Origin of the sequence: Kitasatospora saccharophila, from assembly GCF_039529925.1 — a bacterium.
GTDB classification, from domain to species: Bacteria; Actinomycetota; Actinomycetes; order Streptomycetales; family Streptomycetaceae; genus Kitasatospora; species Kitasatospora saccharophila.
In genome coordinates this window covers 1-15,700 of the sequence record NZ_BAAANS010000023.1, presented here as the reverse complement: position 1 = coordinate 15,700, position 15,700 = coordinate 1, and the positions used below count along the sequence as shown (strand labels likewise).

The window sequence follows — 15,700 nt, the reverse complement described above, 5'->3', positions numbered from 1 at the left end:
CGGGTACGCCGACGGCCCACCGGGAGAGCACCCCGGTGGGCCGTCGACCCGTCTCCCCCTCGGGCTACCTCAGGCCCAGCACCGAAGCCTCGAAGCTGCGGAACGCGCCCTCCTGCTTCCACTCCAGCGCCGCCTTCGGGCTGGCCGCCAGCAGCGCCGCGCACTTCGGCGTCGGGTTCTCCGCCCCGATCGGCCGGCCCTGGCACTCCGGCACCGGCTTGAACCCGTCGCGGTCCCGCCACAGGCTGCGGCCCGCCACGAAGCCGTACTCCAGCGAGTTGCGCGCCAGGTCCTTCAGGTCGGTGTAGCTCAGGTCGTACGTCCGCGCCGCCCGCACGTACTCGTGGGTGATGTCGATCCGCTCCACGCCCGGGTCGTCGGTGGCCAGCGCGGTCGGCACCCCGTACTTCCGGTACAGCGGGAACGGGTGCTGCGCGCCCTCGACCTGGAGGATCTGCGCGTTCGAGGTCAGCGGCACCTCGACCAGCACCTTGCGCTCGGCCAGGGTGCGCAGCAGGTCCGCCGAGTCGTCCTCGTGGGTGACGTCCACGCCGTGCCCGATCCGCTCGGCCTGGCCGGTCAGCACGGCCTGCCGGATGTGGAAGGTCAGGTCCTCCGGCTTGACCAGCCCGGGCACCAACTCACCCGCGTGCAGGCTGACGTGGGCCTTCGGGTAGAGCGGACGCAGGTACTGGAGCATCTGCATCTGGAGCTGGTAGTTCTCCAGCGACGCCTGGTAGTCCTCCGGCTGGACCAGGTTCACCGCGACGAACCGGTCGTCCTGGGAGGCGAGTTCCAGGCCGATCAGCAGCTGGGCGAACACCCGCGCCGGGGTGGACGCCCGGGACGCCTGGGACTGGATCCGCACCGTCACCGAACAGCCCGGCCGGGCCTGCTCGGTGCCGCACCGCTCGGTGGCCTGGTACTCGGCCATCGCCCGGTCCAGGTCGGCGCGGGCCGAGTCCACCAGGCCCTGCATCTGGCCGCCGGCCAGCAGCTTCTGCCGCAGCGCCGCGAAGTCGGGGTCGAAGCCGACCTTGGCGGCCAGCGCCGCGACCCCGCCGGAGGACGGCGTCAGCATGGTCTCCAGGTAGCTCTGGTGCTGGGCCGCCATGGTGTCGGTGACCTCGGCGAGCATCGTGCCCGGGTGGCGCCAGCTGGCCTCGCCGAACTTGCCGAAGGTGGCGAAGAAGTGGTCGTGGCCGGACTCCGCGCCCGGCGTGAAGTCCTGCATCGACCAGGCCCGGATCACCTGGGTGCGGAACTCGCCCTCCGGCAGCGCGTCCGCCGCGGGCCGCAGGGTGCCCTGGCACGGGCCGGTGGCGGAGTTGAGGGTCACCGAGTCGATGCACAGGTCGTCCTGCGCGGCCAGCTGGATCAGCAGCTCGGTGGTGACCGCGCCGGAGAGGTGGTTGTGCAGGTCGCCGCCCTTGGGCATCGCCCGCAGGAAGGCGTCCAACCGCGCCGGGTCCCGCCGGATCCCGTCCAGCAGGCCGTTGACGGCCGCCTCGGTGGGACGGGAGCCGGCCCGGTCGGCGGCGTGGGCAGTGGGAGCGAGCGGCAGCAGCAGGGCCGCGCAGGCGACGAGAGCTGCCGAGGAGGTACGGCGTAGCGACATCATGATCGCCATGCTGACGGACCGTCAGCCGCCGTACCCCGCAAAGCCGTTCATGGCGTGCGCACATCATCCGAAAGAGTGCCGCCGACCGGCGACACTCCCGACGGACGTTCGAATCCCGCCGCCCGAGGACGGCGCTACTTGCGCTTGGCCTTCCCGGCCGCCCGCTCGGCCTTCACCTTCGCGGCCTTCTCCGCCGCCGCCTGCACCCGCTGCGCCTCCTTGCGCACGTCGGCCTGCAGGGCGCGCTCGCGGCGCAGCCACTCCGGGTCCTCCTCGCGCAGCGCGTCGATCTGCTCGGTGGTCAGCGCCTCGGTGATCCCGGCGCGGTTCAGACCGGTCACCGAGATGCCGAGCCGCGAAGCCACCACCTGGCGCGGGTGCGGACCGTTGCGGCGCAGGTCGGCGAGCCACTGCGGCGGCTCGGCCTGCATCGCGTTGAGCTCGTCGCGGGAGACGACGCCCGCCTGGAACTCGGCGGGGGTCGCCGCCAGGTAGATCCCCAGCTTCTTGGCCGCGGTCGCGGGCTTCATGGTCTGGGAGGTCTTGGGCTTGGGCGTAGTCATGCGACAAGGGTATAGGGAACGCGCCCCTGCCCAGCTCACGGCCGTCCCGCCGCCCGCGCCCGCTAGCCTGGAGCCCGTGACCGAGACCGAGAACCAGCCGTCCCCCGCCTCCTTCCGCCTGGTGTACGTGCCGGGGGTGACGCCCACCAAGTGGCTGCGGGTGTGGGAGGAACGGCTGCCGGACGTCCCGGTCGAGCTGCTGCAGTCGGCGCCCGCCGAGGGCCACGCCCTGCTGCTGTCCGGCGGCGCGGACGCCGGACTGGTCCGGCTGCCGGTGGACCGGACGGTGCTCAGCGCGATCCCGCTGTACACCGAGACCACCGTCGTGGTGTTCCCCAAGGACCACTGGCTGGCCGCCGCCGAGGAGGTCACCGCCGCCGACCTCGCCGAGGAGATCGTCTTCCACCCGCAGGACGACACCCTCGACTGGCCCGAGCTCCCCGGCCGCCCCGCCTTCGAGCGGCCCGCCACCACCGCCGACGCGATCGAACTGGTCGCCGCCAACGTCGGCGTCCTCGCCGTCCCGCAGTCGCTGGCCCGGCTGCACCACCGCCGCGACCTCACCTACCGCACCCTGGCCGACGTCCCGCAGTCGCAGGTGGCCCTGGCCTGGCCGGAGGAGGCCACCACCGACCTGGTCGAGGAGTTCATCGGCATCGTCCGCGGCCGCACCGCCAACAGCTCCCGCGGCCGCACCGCCGCCGCCGAGGAGCAGCGCCGCCCCTCCAGCACCAAGAAGTCCAAGCCCCAGCCCCAGCAGCGCACCCCCCAGGCCGGCGGCAAGCCCAGGCCCAAGCCCGGCCAGCGCACCGGCGGCGCCCGCACCGGCCAGCCCAAGCGCGGCGGCAGCGGCGGCGGCCGCAAGAAGTAGCGGGGGAGGGGCGGGGACCGGCCGGCGTCCCGTCGGCCGGGTTTCCCACGGCGTTCCCGCAGTTGACGCGCTGTGGCCCGCATGATGGTCGACGGGCATCCTTGCCGTACCGACCGAGGAGAGTAGCCACGATGGTGCACGCACGGGCCGGCCAGCCGGCGCAGCCGCAGGACCTGATCGACGTCGCCCGCCTGGTGACGGACTACTACGCGCTGCACCCGGATCCGGAGGACGTCGGACAGCGGGTCGCGTTCGGCACCTCGGGGCACCGGGGTTCGGCGCTGCGCACCGCCTTCAACGAGGACCACATCGCGGCCACCGCGCAGGCGATCTGCGACTACCGGGCCGAACAGGGCACCACCGGGCCGCTGTTCCTCGGCATCGACACCCACGCGCTGTCCGAGCCCGCCCGGGCCACCACGCTGGAGGTGCTGGCCGCCAACGGCGTCACGGTTCTGCTGGACACCGCCGACGGCTACACGCCGACCCCGGCGGTCTCGCACGCGATCCTCACCCACAACCGCACCGGCCCGGCCGCGCTCGCCGACGGCATCGTGGTGACGCCCTCGCACAACCCGCCCGCCGACGGCGGCTTCAAGTACAACCCGCCGCACGGCGGCCCCGCCGACTCCACCGCCACCGGCTGGATCGAGCGCCGGGCCAACGCGCTGCTCGCCGCGGGCCTGGAGGGCGTCCGCCGGGTCCCGTACGCCCGGGCGCTGGCCGCCGACACCACCGGCCGGTACGACTTCCTCGGCGCCTACGTCGACGACCTGCCCGCCGTGCTGAACCTGGACGCCGTCCGGGACGCGGGCCTGCGGATCGGCGCCGACCCGCTCGGCGGCGCCTCGGTGGCCTACTGGGGCCGGATCGCCGAGACCCACCGGCTCGACCTGACCGTGGTCAACCCGCTCACCGACCCGACCTGGCGGTTCATGACGCTGGACTGGGACGGGAAGATCCGGATGGACTGCTCCTCCCCGTACGCGATGGCCTCGCTGATCGACAAGCGGGACGCGTACGCGCTGGCCACCGGCAACGACGCGGACGCCGACCGGCACGGCATCGTCACCCCCGACGGCGGCCTGATGAACCCCAACCACTACCTGGCCGTCGCGATCGACTACCTCTACCGGCACCGCGAGGGCTGGCCCGCGGCGGCCGCGGTCGGCAAGACCCTGGTGTCCTCCTCGATGATCGACCGGGTGGTGGCCGGACTGGGCCGCGAACTGCTCGAAGTGCCGGTCGGCTTCAAGTGGTTCGTCGACGGCCTGCTGAACGGCACCGTCGCCTTCGGCGGCGAGGAGTCCGCGGGCGCGTCGTTCCTGCGCCGCGACGGCTCGCCGTGGACCACCGACAAGGACGGCGTCCTGCTGGCCCTGCTCGCCTCCGAGATCACCGCCGTCACCGGCAGCACCCCCTCGGCGCTGTACCGCGAGCTGGTCGCCCGGCACGGCGACCCCGTCTACGCCCGGGTCGACGCCCCCGCCGACCGGGCCCAGAAGGCGGCCCTGGCCGCGCTCGACGCCGACCGGGTCACCGCCGACACCCTGGCGGGCGAGCGGATCACCGCCGTGCTCACCCACGCCCCCGGCAACGGCGCCGCGATCGGCGGCCTCAAGGTCACCACCGAGAACGCCTGGTTCGCGGCCCGCCCCTCCGGCACCGAGGACGTCTACAAGATCTACGCCGAGAGCTTCCACGGCGCCGACCACCTGGCCGAGGTCCAGTCCGAGGCCCGCGAGCTGGTCACCGAGGTGCTCGCCAAGGCATGACCCCGCCCGTTCCGCCGCACCCCTCCGGTCCACCAACCGGAGGGGTGTTGCATTGTGATGCACTCTGTTCGAAGATGTTTGATGTACGGCTCGCCCCTCCTGCGCCGAGCCGCGCCACGAACCACGAGGAGTGCCGCCGTGCACAAGACGGTGACCAAGCTGGCCGACGGCCGCGAACTGGTCTACTACGACGCCGAACCCACCGCGCGGGACGCCGTCGACCGGCGCCCGCTGGAGCCCGCCGCGAGCGTCTCCGAGGTCCGGGTCGACCCGTTCAGCGGGGACGCGGTCACCATCGCCGCGCACCGCCAGAGCCGCACCTACCACCCGCCGGCCGACGAGTGCCCGCTCTGCCCGTCCCGGGAGGGGCGGCTCAGCGAGATCCCGGCGGCGGACTACCAGGTCGCGGTGTTCGAGAACCGCTTCCCGTCGCTCGCCGACTCCTCCGCCGAGCACGTCGCCCCCTGGGCGGACGGCCCGTACGCGCTCACCCCCGGCACCGGCCGCTGCGAGGTGGTCTGCTTCACCTCCGACCACGCCGCCTCCTTCGCCGACCTCGACGAGCCGCGCGCCCGCCTCGTCCTGGACGCCTGGACCGACCGCACCGCCGAGCTGTACGCCCGCCCCGGCGTCCGGCAGGTCTACTGCTTCGAGAACCGCGGCGCCGAGATCGGCGTCACCCTGGGCCACCCGCACGGCCAGGTCTACGCCTTCCCGTTCACCACCCCGCGCACCGCGCTCGCCCTGGAGCGCGCCGCCGCCCACCTCGCCGCGACCGGCCGCAACCTGTACGACGACGTGCTGGCCGCCGAACGCGCCACCACCGGCAAGCCGGACTCCCGGGTGGTGCTGGCGGGCGAGCACTGGACGGCCTTCGTCCCGTTCGCCGCCCGCTGGCCGTACGAGGTGCACCTCTACCCCAACCGCCGGGTCGCCGACCTGACCGGCCTGGACGGGGCCGCCCGGGACGAGTTCCCGCGGATCTACCTCGACCTGCTGCGCCGCTTCGACCGGCTGTTCCCCGGGCCCGCCCCGTACATCGCCGCCTGGCACCAGGCCCCCCGGCCCGCCAGCGCCGAACTCGCCCTGCACCTGGAGCTGTTCACCCTCCGCCGGACCGCCGACAAGCTCAAGTACCTGGCCGGCACCGAGTCCGGCATGGGCGCCTTCATGAACGACGTCCGCCCCGAGGCCGCCGCCCGCACCCTGCGCGAGCTGTAGGCCCCGCCCGCGCCGAAGGGGCCCGGACCGCCCGAGCGGTCCGGGCCCTCACTTTCCGGCAGGTGAAGGGGGATGCGCCAGGGGCCCGGGGAACGGCGGGTCCGTGCTGCTGGTGGCCGGAGCCCATCGAAGGTCCGTGCTGCTGCGTGTAGTAACGGAACCTGAAGCCGATGCGCGCTCCGGCAGTGAACCACGCGCAGACTGGGCCTCGCCGTTCCCCGAGCCCCTGATGTCGCGTCCGGCCTCAGGACACCCGGTGCGCCCCCTGTGCGGGCACCGCCGGGAACGCCTGCGGGGCGCCGAAGCCCGCCGCCGCGAACGCCTCGTGCACCGCCCGCTCGACCTCCGCCAGCCGGTCGGTGTCGACCAGGGCGAGCACCGAGCCGCCGAAGCCGCCGCCCATCATCCGGGCGCCCAGCGCGCCCGCCGCGTTCGCGGCGGCCACCGCCAGGTCGGTCTCCGGGCAGGAGACCCGGTAGTCGTCGCGCAGCGAGGCGTGCCCGGCGGTCAGCACCGGGCCCAGCGCCCGCGGGTCGCCCGCGTCGAGCAGGGCGATCACGTCCAGCACGCGCTGGTCCTCGGTCACCACGTGCCGCAGCAGCGGGCGCAGCTCGGCGGGCAACTTCCCTTCCGCCATGGCCAGTTCGGCGGGGCCGATGTCGCGCAGCGCCCGCACCCCGAGCAGTTCGGCGGCCCGCTCGCAGCCCGCCCGCAGGCCCGCGTACGCGCCGTCGCCCAGGTCGTGCTTGACCCGGGTGTCGATCACCAGCAGGGAGAGGCCGACCGCGGGCAGGTCCAGCGGGACCTGCCGGCCGGCGAGGGTGCGGGTGTCGAGGAAGTAGGCGTGGCCCGCGACGCAGCAGCTGGACGCCATCTGGTCGAGCGCGCCGCACGGCACCCCGACGTAGGCGTTCTCGGCGCGCTGGGCGAGCAGCGCCCGGCCGGGGGCGTCCAGGCCGAGGCCGTACAGCTCGTCCAGGGCGATCGCGGTGGCGCACTCCAGCGCGGCGGACGAGGACAGGCCCGCCCCGGTCGGCACGTCCGAGGCGAACGCCAGGTCGGCGCCGCCCACCGGGTGCCCGGCCTCGGCCAGCGCCCAGAACACGCCCGCCGGGTACGCGGCCCAGCCCGGCACCGAGCCCGGGGCCAGGTCGGCGAGCGCGAACTCGGCCACCGAGCCGTCGCCCTGCGCGCTGAACAGCCGCACCCGGCCGTCGTCCCGGCGGCGGGCCGCGACCCGGGTGGTGTGCGGGAGCGCGGCGGGCAGCACGTAGCCCTCGTTGTAGTCGGTGTGCTCGCCGATCAGGTTGATCCGGCCGGGAGCGGCCCAGACACCCTCGGGGGAGCCGCCGAAGGCGGAGGCGAAGGAGGCTGCGGCATCGGTGGCGGCATCGGTGGTCATCGGGGCGCTCCAGCGGACGTTCACGGACGATCAGACGGTATATCCAACACATTCAAACACACTGCACCAGACTCGAACAGGGTGGCGGCGCCGCCCCGCGGACTATGCTGATCGCCTCCGCACCCCGATTCCTCCGGAGGACACCGTGACGACCGACGGCGGACTGCTCGCCGACCAGCGCCGGGCCCTGATCCTCGACCTGGTCCGCCGCGACGGAGCCGTCAAGGTCGCCGAACTGGTCGACCAGCTCGGGGTGTCCGACATGACCGTCCGCCGCGACCTGGACGCGCTCGCCCGCACCGGCGCCGTCCGCAAGGTCTACGGCGGCGCGGTCGCCCGCACCACCAGCGCGGAGGAACCCGCCTTCGAGGCCAAGTCCACCCTGGCGGCCGAGACCAAGGCCGCCCTCGCCGAAGCCGCCGCCGCCCAGGTCCAGCCCGGCAGCGTGGTCGCCCTCTCCGCCGGCACCACCGCGTACGCCGTCGCCACCCGGCTGCTCGACGTCCCCGGCCTCACCGTGGTCACCAACTCGCTGCCGGTCGCCGAACTCCTCCGCTCCCGCGGCGAGAACGCCCCCGCCCTGCTGCTCACCGGCGGTGCCCCCACCCGCTCCGCCGCGCTGGTCGGCCCGCTCGCCGACCAGGCGATCCGCTCCCTGCACGTCGACCTGCTGCTGATCGGCGCCCACGGCGTCAGCGAACGCGCCGGCCTCACCACCCCCAACCTCGCCGAGGCCCAGACCAACCGCGCCCTGATCGCCTCCGCCCACCGCACCGTCGCCGTCGCCGACCACACCAAGTGGGGCGTCGTCGGCCTCAGCAGCTTCGCCGCCCTCACCGACCTCGACTGCTTCGTCACCGACCGCGCCCTGCCCGCCGAGGCCCGCGCCGTCCTCGCCGAGTCCTGCGGCGAACTGCTGCTCGTCTGAGCGGGCGGGCCCCTCGGTGGACGGCTCAGTCCAGGACGACCGTCACGCCGCGCTCCGCCAGGATCTCCAGCACCGCGTCGAAGTAGCTGCGCACCGGGTCGGTCCCGACCACCCGCCAGGCGAGCGAGCGCCGGGCGGTCTCCGCGTCGTGCCAGACCAGGGGGCGGCGGGCGCCCCCGTCGAGGCGTTCGCGCAGCCAGTACAGGTCGTGGCCCAGGAGCAGCCCCGGACCGAGCAGCGCCTCGCCGAGGGCCAGGTGCAGGCCGGGAGCATCGGTGACGTGCCGGCCGTCGAGGTGGTGCTCGCCGCCGCCGCGCGGGGAATCGGACAGGAGGGTGCGGCGGCACAGCGTCTGCCACTCGTCGCGGCCCGAGGTGTCGAACCCGGTCCACCCGCCGGGCTCGCTCGGCGGCCCCTCGAACCAGAGGTCGCGCACCCTCCGGCAGTCCGGGGCGGGGCGGTCGGGGCCGCCGTCCGCGAAGGTGAGGTCCAGCAGCGCACCGCCGAGGACGGAGGGGCGGGCCTCGGTGACCAGCAGCGGGAAGTTCTCGGTCCGCAGGACGCCGCCGAAGCGGTCGAGGCCGACCAGTTGCCCCCAGCCGTCGCTCCGCCCGCCGGACGGCGCCAGGCCGTCGAGCAGCGCGGGGGACGGCTCGCAGCCGATCAGCCGCACGGGCCGGGGGCGGGGGTACCGGCCGTACAGGCCGCCGACGCTCGCGCAGTGGGTGAGCGGGGCGGTGATCCGCTGGTCCGCCGCCCGGACCTCGAAGTGCGGCTGCGCGGGCGGACGGGGGCGGCCGTACTCCCGGTCGTCGCGCAGACCGGTGCCCAGGACCAGATCGACCAGGCCGGGCGCGCCCGCCGTCGGTCGCACGGCGACCGCCGAGACGTCGAGCAGCTCGAACACGTGCGGCGGCCAGTCGTTGTTCCGGCCCAGCACCTCCAGCATCAGATCGCCCAGCCGCCGCCCGCCCGGCCCGGCGGCCATGACCGCCAGCGGGCTGTCGGCCGGGCAGCCCTCCAGCACCAGCACCGTCCGGTCCAGGTGCTCGCGCGGCAGGTACAAGCCCTCGGCGTCGGCGCAGCGCGCCAGCAACTCGACGGCCTCCCAGTCCTGTTCGTCGCCGACGTCCCGCACCAGCACGTACCGCAGCGGGAACTCCCGCTCCCAGGAAGCGAAGTCCGCCACCCGCATCCGACCTCCAGGCCGTTCGTGATTCGATCGCGGACGCACCGTAGGGGATGAAGCCCATCCCTTCCACCGGTTATAGGGTCGGGGACGCGGAGGGGAGCGGGCGGATGGGTGTCGCGGTGTGGGCGGCGGTGCGGCGGCGGCCGGGGCGGTTCCTGGTGTCGTGGTGGCCGTGGCGGGCCTGGGCGCTGCTGGTGACGGGGGCGGTGCAGGGGGTGCTGGTGCTGGTCGTGCTGGTGGTCGGGCTGCTGGTGGGAGTCGGGCTGTCGGTGCTCGGCGTCGGGGTGCTGGTGCTCGGCTGGACGGCGCTGCTCGGGGTGCCGGTCGGCGCGCTGGAGCGGTGGCGGCTGCGGCTGGTCGAACCGGAGCGGCTGCCCGACCCGCACCGCAGCGCGGCGCGCGGCCTGCGCGGCCGGCTGCGGGAGCCGGCGAGCCGGCGCGAACTCGCCTACGCGGCCGTCCAGTCCACCGTGTTCACCGCCGCCGGGCTGCTGTTCGCCGCCGCGCTGGCGCTGTGCCTGCTGCTGCTCTCCGCCCCGGTGTTCATCCTCGCGGTCAGCCCGGACACCGTGATGCTGTGGCCCGGACGGCCGGTCGCCGGGCCGCTGGACGGCTTCGCGGCGAGCGCCACCGGCCTGCTCGGCCTGGTCGTCCTCGCGTACAGCGGCGCCCTGCTGGCCGGTGCCCAAGTGCGGCTCGCCCAGCAGCTGTTGGGCCTGCGGGACGCCGACCTCGGGGGCCGGGTGCTCGAACTCACCCGTTCCCGGGCCCGGTTGGCGGACGCCTTCGAGGCCGAGCGCCGCCGGATCGAACGCGACCTGCACGACGGCGCGCAGCAGCAACTCGTCGCCCTCGGCATGACCCTGGGCCTGGCCGAACTCGAACTGCGCGGCCACGACACCCCCGCCACCGCCCCGGCCGCCGCACTCGTCGCCCGGGCCCGCGGCGAGGCGAAACTCGCCCTGGAACAGCTGCGCACCCTGGTCCGCGGCATCCACCCGCAGGTCCTCACCGACCACGGACTCCCGGCCGCCGTATCCGAGTTGGCCGCCCGCCACCCCGTCCCGGTGCTGGTCGAACTCCCCCTGCCGCGGCTGCCCGGGGCGGTGGAGAGCGCCGCGTACTTCACCGTCACCGAGGCCCTCGCCAACGCAGCCAAGCACAGCGGCGCCGACGAGGTCACCGTCCGCGGCACCCTCGACGCGGGCACGCTGCGGCTGTCCGTCACCGACAACGGCCGCGGCGGCGCCGCCCCCGGCGCCGGCCTGCAGGGCCTCGCCGACCGGATCGCCGTGCTGAGCGGGCGGCTGACCGTGACCAGCCCGCCCGGCGGCCCCACCCGCCTCGACCTGGAGGTCCCGTGCTGAGGATCGTGATCGCCGAGGACGCCGTCCTGCTCCGGGCCGGACTGGTCGAACTCCTCGAACGGGTCGGCCACCGGGTGCTGGCCGCCGTCGGCGACGCCACCGCCCTGGTCCGCGCCGTCGACGCCGAACGGCCCGACGCGGTCGTCACCGACGTCCGGATGCCGCCCACCCACCGCGACGAAGGGCTGCTCGCCGCACTGGAGTTGCGCGACCGCCACCCCGGCCTGCCGGTCCTGGTGCTCTCCCAGTACGTGGCCACCGCGTACGCCACCCGGCTGCTCGGCGCGGGCTCCGCCGACCGCGGCGGGCTCGGCTACCTGCTCAAGGACCGGGTGCTGGAGGTCGGCGACTTCCTCGACGCGCTGGAACGGGTCGCCGCCGGACGGACCGTCATCGACCCCGAGGTGGTGCGCATCCTGCTCTCCCGGCACACCGCCGACGACCCGCTGGGCCGGCTCACCCCGCGCGAACGGGAGGTGCTCGGGCTGATGGCCGAGGGCTGGAACAACCAGGCCATCGCCCAGCGGCTGACCGTCACCGAGGCGTCCGTGGTCAAGCACGCCGGGAACATCTTCATGAAGCTCGACCTTGACCCGGTCGAGGGCAACCGCCGGGTGCTGGCCGTGCTCGCTTACCACAACAACCAGGCACAGCAAGAGAACTGACGAACCGTCAATCCACCGGCCCGCCCGCCAGCAGCCCGGCCAGCCGGCGGGCCGAGGCGTCCCAGGACCACTCCCGCTCCACCCACTCCCGCCCGGCCCGCCCGAACTCCCGGGCCCGGTGCGGTTCCCGGAGGAACTCCAGCACCGCCTCGGCGACCTCGACCACCTCCCGCCCGTCCACCACCGTCCCGGTCCGGCCCGGCAGCACCGCGTCCGGCGCCCCGCCCGAACGCCCCGCCACCACCGGCAGGCCGCTCGCCGCCGCCTCCAGGAAGACGATGCCCAGCCCTTCCGCCTCCAGCCCCGCCCGCCGGGTCCGGCAGGGCATCGCGAACACGTCCGCCGCCGCGTAGAACCGCGCCGTGTCCGCGTGCCCGTGCCCGCCCGCGAACACCACCGACCCCGGCGGGCAGCGCCGGGCCAGCCGCCGCAGCCGCCGCTCGTCCGGCCCCGAACCCACCAGCAGCAGCACCGCGTCCGGAACCCGGCGCCGGATCAGCGGCACCGCCCGCAGCAGCGCGTCCTGCCCCTTGCGCGGCACCAGCCGGGCCACGCACAGCACCACCGGACGCGACCCCAGCCCGTACCGTTCGCGCACCGCCCGCCGGTCCACCGCCGACGGCCGGAACACCGCCGGATCCACCCCCGGCACCAGCCGCGCCGTCACCGCCCCCGGCCCCAGCGCCGGGGCGATCCGGCGCCGGGTGAACTCGCCGAGATGGGTGACGGCGTCGCAGTGCGCCCCGACCCGGCGCAGCAGCCGGCGCGCCAACGGCGCCCGGGCCCACCACACTTCGTGCCCGTGCGTGGTCGCCACCAGCCGCCCCGCCCCCGCCCGGCGCAGCACCGGAGCCAGCGCCGCGAGCGGCGCGGCCGCCCCGAACCACACCCGGTCGCAGCCGTGCTCCGCCAGCAACCCCACCGCGCGCCGGGCCGTCCGCGCCGTCGGCAGCAGCGTCCGCACCGGTTCGCGCACCACCGGGAACGGCAGCCCCGCGTCGAACTCCGCCGCCCCCGGCTCGGCCGAGGTCAGCACCACCACCCCCTCCTCGGCCAGCCGGACGGCCATCGCGTGCACGAAGGTCTCGATGCCGCCCTGCCGGGGCGGGAAGTCATTGGTGACGATCAGGGTGGAGCCCATGGTCCGGTTTCCTTCGCATCGGTCGACTGGAGCTGCTGGAGGGGCAGTTGGCGGGCACGGCGGCATGGCGGCGCGGCGTGCCGAGAGGGGAGCGGGGGAGCGGAGGCGCGGGGAGGTTCAGTCCGCGCGGTGGCGGGCCGCCAGCCGGACGAAGACCGACAGGAACAGCGGCAGCGCCAGGTAGCCGAAGCGTCCGGCGGGAGCGAGCAGGAAGGCCAGCGCCAGGCCGGCCGCCAACCGGTCGGCCGCCGCGACCGCGCACCGGGGCGGACGCAGCAGCAGCGAGAGCGCCACCGCCGCCCCGCCGAGCAGCAGCAGTCCGACCGCCGCGCCCCACCCGGCCGGGCCGAGGTCCGCCAGCAGCCGCCCCGGCAGCGGACTCGCCGCCGGAGTGGGCCACGCCCCCCGGCCCAGCGGGAACGCGAACACCTGCCCCGCCGGCACCCCCGGCGCCCGCAGCAGCCACGGCCCCACCAGCAGCGCCGTCCCGCCCACCGCGAACCCGGCGCAGCGCAGCGCCGCCCGCCGCCCCGCGGTCACCGCGAGCAGCGCCACCACCACCGCGACGGCGGGCCAGGCCGTCCACTTGAGCGCACCCGCGGCGGCCAGCGCCAGACCCGCCCCGGTCGGCCGCCGGGCCGCGCCCAGCGCCAGGGCCAGGCAGAGCAGCCCGGTCAGCGGCAGGTCGACCCCGCTGGCGGCCAGCGCCAGCGCGACCGGCGGCGAGGCCAGCAGGGCGACCGCACCCGTCCCCGCGTTCGTCTCCGCCCCCGTCCGCTCCGACAGCCGGCCCGGTAGCGTCCACCGCCCCCAGCCGCGCCCCGTCCGCAGAGCTCGGCCCCGGGCCTGGCCCCGGGGCCGGGCGGACCGGGTGCGCCAGGTGCCCCACAGGGCGGCCAGGAACGCGGCGGCGCACCACAGCCGGGGGTCGCCCAGCGCCCGCTCGGCGCCCGGCAGGGTCCGGCGCAGCAGGGCGTGCGGCAGTCCGAACAGGGCCATCCCGGGCAGGTAGGGGGTGACTTCGCCGGGGCCCGCGGGGGCGTCCAGGTAGGGCGAACCGTGGGTCAGCAGCAGGTCCCCGGCCCGGACCAGCACGGCCACCTCGCTCTGCCCGGCCCCGGCGACGACCAGCACGGCCAGCGGGAGCAGCACGGCCCCGCCGAGCGCGACCCGGGCCGCCCGGCCCGGCCCGCCCGCCCACCTGCCACCGCGGGGCAGCAGCGCCACGGCGGCGGCCAGCAGGTACCCGGCGGCGGCCAGGGCGCCCCAGGCGCGGTGCGGTCCGAGCGGCGAGAGCAGCGGGAACAGACCCGCCCAGCCCGCGCAGCCCGCCCAGCCCGCGCACCACCACCACGGGCGCCGTTGCCGGGCCCGGCGGTCGAGTCGGAGCGGGGGGTGCAGCAGGGTGTCGGTCACCCGTCCATTCCAGTACGGCGGCCGGGCCCGGTCATGACGTCCAGGTGGACACCCGATGGTCGACTTTTCCCTACCCCCGCTCTCCGCTTCCACCCCCCTGCCCGCCGGACGCGCGGAAGGCCACCTGGAGGTCGAGGGGAACCTCTTCGAGGCGTCCGCCCCCGCGGTCGGCGTGATACCGGCGGCGCTCAGCGGGGAGGAGCCGGCTGGGTGACGGGTGCCGGCTGAGGGCGGTCCGGGCCGGCCGAAGCGGGTGGGCGCCGCAACTCTCCCGGTCCGCGGCCCACTTGCCGGTACGTGCCACTTGGTCTGGACCACTGGACGTCCGGCGAACCGTTTGCGCACACTGGCGCGATGAAGCTCCGACCGGCCACCGGCCTGGAACTGCACGACCTGGACGTGCCCGACCCGGGGCTGCTGCCGTTCGCGGCGGGCAGCTTCGACGCCATCGGGCCGCTCTCCAGGGCGGACTTCCCGCACCGGCACTCGTTCTACGAGCTGGTCTACGTCGCGGCGGGCAGCGGTACCCACGTCATCGACCTGGCCGAGCACCGGATCCAGCCGCCCACGCTGTACGCGGTGCTGCCGGGCCAGGTCCACCGCTGGAGCGGGGCCCGCCAACTCGACGGCTGGGTACTGCTGTTCAACGAGGACTTCCTGCACCGGCACCCCGAGGACCTGGCCCTGGTCCGGGCCCTGGCGGCCGGCCCGGCGATCCGCCCGGACCGTCGCGAGCACCGCGAAATGGTCGGCGTGATCCGGGAGTTGACGGTGGAACACGAGGCCGGCCTGGAGGGCGGCCTGGGCGTGCTGCAGGCCCTGCTGCACGTCCTGCTGGTGCGCGCCCGCCGGGCGGCCCGGGGCTGCGGCGCCTCCACCGCGCCCCGGACGGCCGGGCACCCGCTCGCCACCCGGTTCGCCCGGCTGATCGCCGACGCCGACCGCACCGACCGCTCGGTGCTCACCCTGGCCCGCGAACTCGGCGTCTCGGCAGGCTACTTGCACGAGGTGGTGAAAGAGGCCACCGGTCGCACCCCGGCCCGGCTGGTCCGCGAGCAGCAGACCCTGGAGGCCAAACGCCTGCTCACCACCACCGACATGACGATCCGTCAGGTGTCGGCCGCGGCGGGCTTCTCCGACCCGGCCTACTTCTGCCGCTTCTTCCGTCGCGAAGTCGGCCGCACACCGGGCGAGTTCCGCGAGAAGGCGGGCTGACCCGCCCAACGCGGTTTTCCGAAGGCCGAGTTCGGCTCACCGGCTCACCGGCCCACCGGCTCACCGGGCCGCCCGCCGGACCGCCGAAAACCGATAGGCCGCCTTGAGGCTGCCCGCTCCCCGCCCGCGACCCGTCCGGCGGCTCCGCCGCAGTTCATCGGCGGTCCGCTCCGGGGCTCGCCCCAAGCCGGGATCAGGCCCGTCCCAAGCCGGGATCAGGCCCGCCCTAGGGCTCGTATTCTGTTGTGATCATTCTGGGAAGTTGCCCTCGCGGCGCGGCCTGATCCGGTAGACCGTGTTCCGTGACGCGAGTGCAACTTTCC

General features: G+C 75.3%; 13 protein-coding genes. 7 read left to right on the top strand and 6 right to left on the bottom strand.

Going from position 1 to position 15,700, the window contains the following annotated elements; translation table 11 throughout:
• Positions 1 to 64 precede the first annotated feature (64 nt).
• On the bottom strand, positions 65 to 1,630 hold the full coding sequence (locus ABD345_RS17995; RefSeq protein ID WP_344553249.1) for an adenosine deaminase family protein: 1,566 nt from the start codon (positions 1,628 to 1,630) through the stop codon (positions 65 to 67).
• A gap of 125 nt (positions 1,631 to 1,755) precedes the next feature.
• On the bottom strand, positions 1,756 to 2,184 hold the full coding sequence (locus tag ABD345_RS17990; RefSeq protein ID WP_344553248.1) for a DUF5997 family protein: 429 nt from the start codon (positions 2,182 to 2,184) through the stop codon (positions 1,756 to 1,758).
• A 76-nt stretch (positions 2,185 to 2,260) separates the two neighbouring features.
• Between ABD345_RS17990 and ABD345_RS17985 the strand changes: the two genes are divergently transcribed.
• The 3 genes from ABD345_RS17985 to galT all read left to right on the top strand — a co-directional run bounded on the left by ABD345_RS17985 (position 2,261) and on the right by galT (position 6,051).
• Positions 2,261 to 3,055: a LysR family substrate-binding domain-containing protein gene (locus ABD345_RS17985; protein ID WP_344553247.1), complete on the top strand. Its 795-nt coding sequence runs from the start codon at positions 2,261 to 2,263 to the stop codon at positions 3,053 to 3,055.
• Positions 3,056 to 3,186: 131 nt separating this feature from the next.
• A complete protein-coding gene (gene pgm / locus ABD345_RS17980; RefSeq protein ID WP_344553246.1) occupies positions 3,187 to 4,830 on the top strand; it encodes a phosphoglucomutase (alpha-D-glucose-1,6-bisphosphate-dependent) in 1,644 nt (547 codons plus the stop codon).
• Positions 4,831 to 4,968: 138 nt separating this feature from the next.
• A complete protein-coding gene (gene galT, locus ABD345_RS17975) occupies positions 4,969 to 6,051 on the top strand; it encodes a galactose-1-phosphate uridylyltransferase (RefSeq protein ID WP_344553245.1) in 1,083 nt (360 codons plus the stop codon).
• Between the two features lie 244 nt (positions 6,052 to 6,295).
• Here galT and galK read toward each other — a convergent pair whose 3' ends face one another.
• A complete protein-coding gene (gene galK / locus ABD345_RS17970; protein ID WP_344553244.1) occupies positions 6,296 to 7,453 on the bottom strand; it encodes a galactokinase in 1,158 nt (385 codons plus the stop codon).
• Positions 7,454 to 7,598: 145 nt separating this feature from the next.
• Here galK and ABD345_RS17965 point away from each other — a divergent pair, with 145 nt between their 5' ends.
• Positions 7,599 to 8,381 carry a DeoR/GlpR family DNA-binding transcription regulator gene (locus ABD345_RS17965; RefSeq protein WP_344553243.1) on the top strand — a complete coding sequence of 261 codons (783 nt, stop codon included), beginning with the start codon at positions 7,599 to 7,601 and terminating at the stop codon, positions 8,379 to 8,381.
• A 25-nt stretch (positions 8,382 to 8,406) separates the two neighbouring features.
• On the opposite strand, the gene ABD345_RS17960 is transcribed toward ABD345_RS17965, so the two are convergent.
• Positions 8,407 to 9,570 carry a hypothetical protein gene (locus ABD345_RS17960; RefSeq protein ID WP_344553242.1) on the bottom strand — a complete coding sequence of 388 codons (1,164 nt, stop codon included), beginning with the start codon at positions 9,568 to 9,570 and terminating at the stop codon, positions 8,407 to 8,409.
• Between the two features lie 110 nt (positions 9,571 to 9,680).
• Between ABD345_RS17960 and ABD345_RS17955 the strand changes: the two genes are divergently transcribed.
• Both ABD345_RS17955 and ABD345_RS17950 read left to right on the top strand, forming a co-directional pair.
• Entirely contained in the window at positions 9,681 to 10,940 is a 1,260-nt protein-coding gene (locus tag ABD345_RS17955; protein WP_344553240.1) for a sensor histidine kinase, read from the top strand.
• The gene (locus ABD345_RS17950) at positions 10,934 to 11,605 is read left to right on the top strand and encodes a response regulator (RefSeq protein WP_344553239.1); all 672 of its coding nucleotides are present in this window, start codon (positions 10,934 to 10,936) and stop codon (positions 11,603 to 11,605) included. The genes ABD345_RS17955 and ABD345_RS17950 overlap by 7 nt, the downstream gene beginning before the upstream one ends.
• A 7-nt stretch (positions 11,606 to 11,612) precedes the next feature.
• Here the strand turns inward: ABD345_RS17950 and ABD345_RS17945 are convergent, their stop codons facing one another.
• The gene (locus ABD345_RS17945; RefSeq protein ID WP_344553238.1) at positions 11,613 to 12,746 is read right to left on the bottom strand and encodes a glycosyltransferase family 4 protein; all 1,134 of its coding nucleotides are present in this window, start codon (positions 12,744 to 12,746) and stop codon (positions 11,613 to 11,615) included.
• A 117-nt stretch (positions 12,747 to 12,863) separates the two neighbouring features.
• Positions 12,864 to 14,162, bottom strand: a complete 1,299-nt coding sequence (locus tag ABD345_RS17940; RefSeq protein WP_344553237.1) for a hypothetical protein — start codon at positions 14,160 to 14,162, stop codon at positions 12,864 to 12,866.
• 354 nt (positions 14,163 to 14,516) lie between these two features.
• Here ABD345_RS17940 and ABD345_RS17935 point away from each other — a divergent pair, with 354 nt between their 5' ends.
• Entirely contained in the window at positions 14,517 to 15,377 is an 861-nt protein-coding gene (locus tag ABD345_RS17935) for a helix-turn-helix domain-containing protein (protein WP_344553236.1), read from the top strand.
• Positions 15,378 to 15,700 lie beyond the last annotated feature (323 nt).

What these genes read in the sequence shown, in the direction of transcription:
- ABD345_RS17995 (WP_344553249.1), bottom strand. Translation starts at nt 1,630, where the DNA reads ATGGCGATCATGATGTCGCTACGCCGTACCTCCTCGGCAGCTCTCGTC.
- ABD345_RS17990 (WP_344553248.1), bottom strand. Translation starts at nt 2,184, where the DNA reads ATGACTACGCCCAAGCCCAAGACCTCCCAGACCATGAAGCCCGCGACC.
- pgm (WP_344553246.1), top strand. Translation starts at nt 3,187, where the DNA reads ATGGTGCACGCACGGGCCGGCCAGCCGGCGCAGCCGCAGGACCTGATC.
- galK (WP_344553244.1), bottom strand. Translation starts at nt 7,453, where the DNA reads ATGACCACCGATGCCGCCACCGATGCCGCAGCCTCCTTCGCCTCCGCC.
- ABD345_RS17955 (WP_344553240.1), top strand. Translation starts at nt 9,681, where the DNA reads ATGGGTGTCGCGGTGTGGGCGGCGGTGCGGCGGCGGCCGGGGCGGTTC.
- ABD345_RS17945 (WP_344553238.1), bottom strand. Translation starts at nt 12,746, where the DNA reads ATGGGCTCCACCCTGATCGTCACCAATGACTTCCCGCCCCGGCAGGGC.
- ABD345_RS17935 (WP_344553236.1), top strand. Translation starts at nt 14,517, where the DNA reads ATGAAGCTCCGACCGGCCACCGGCCTGGAACTGCACGACCTGGACGTG.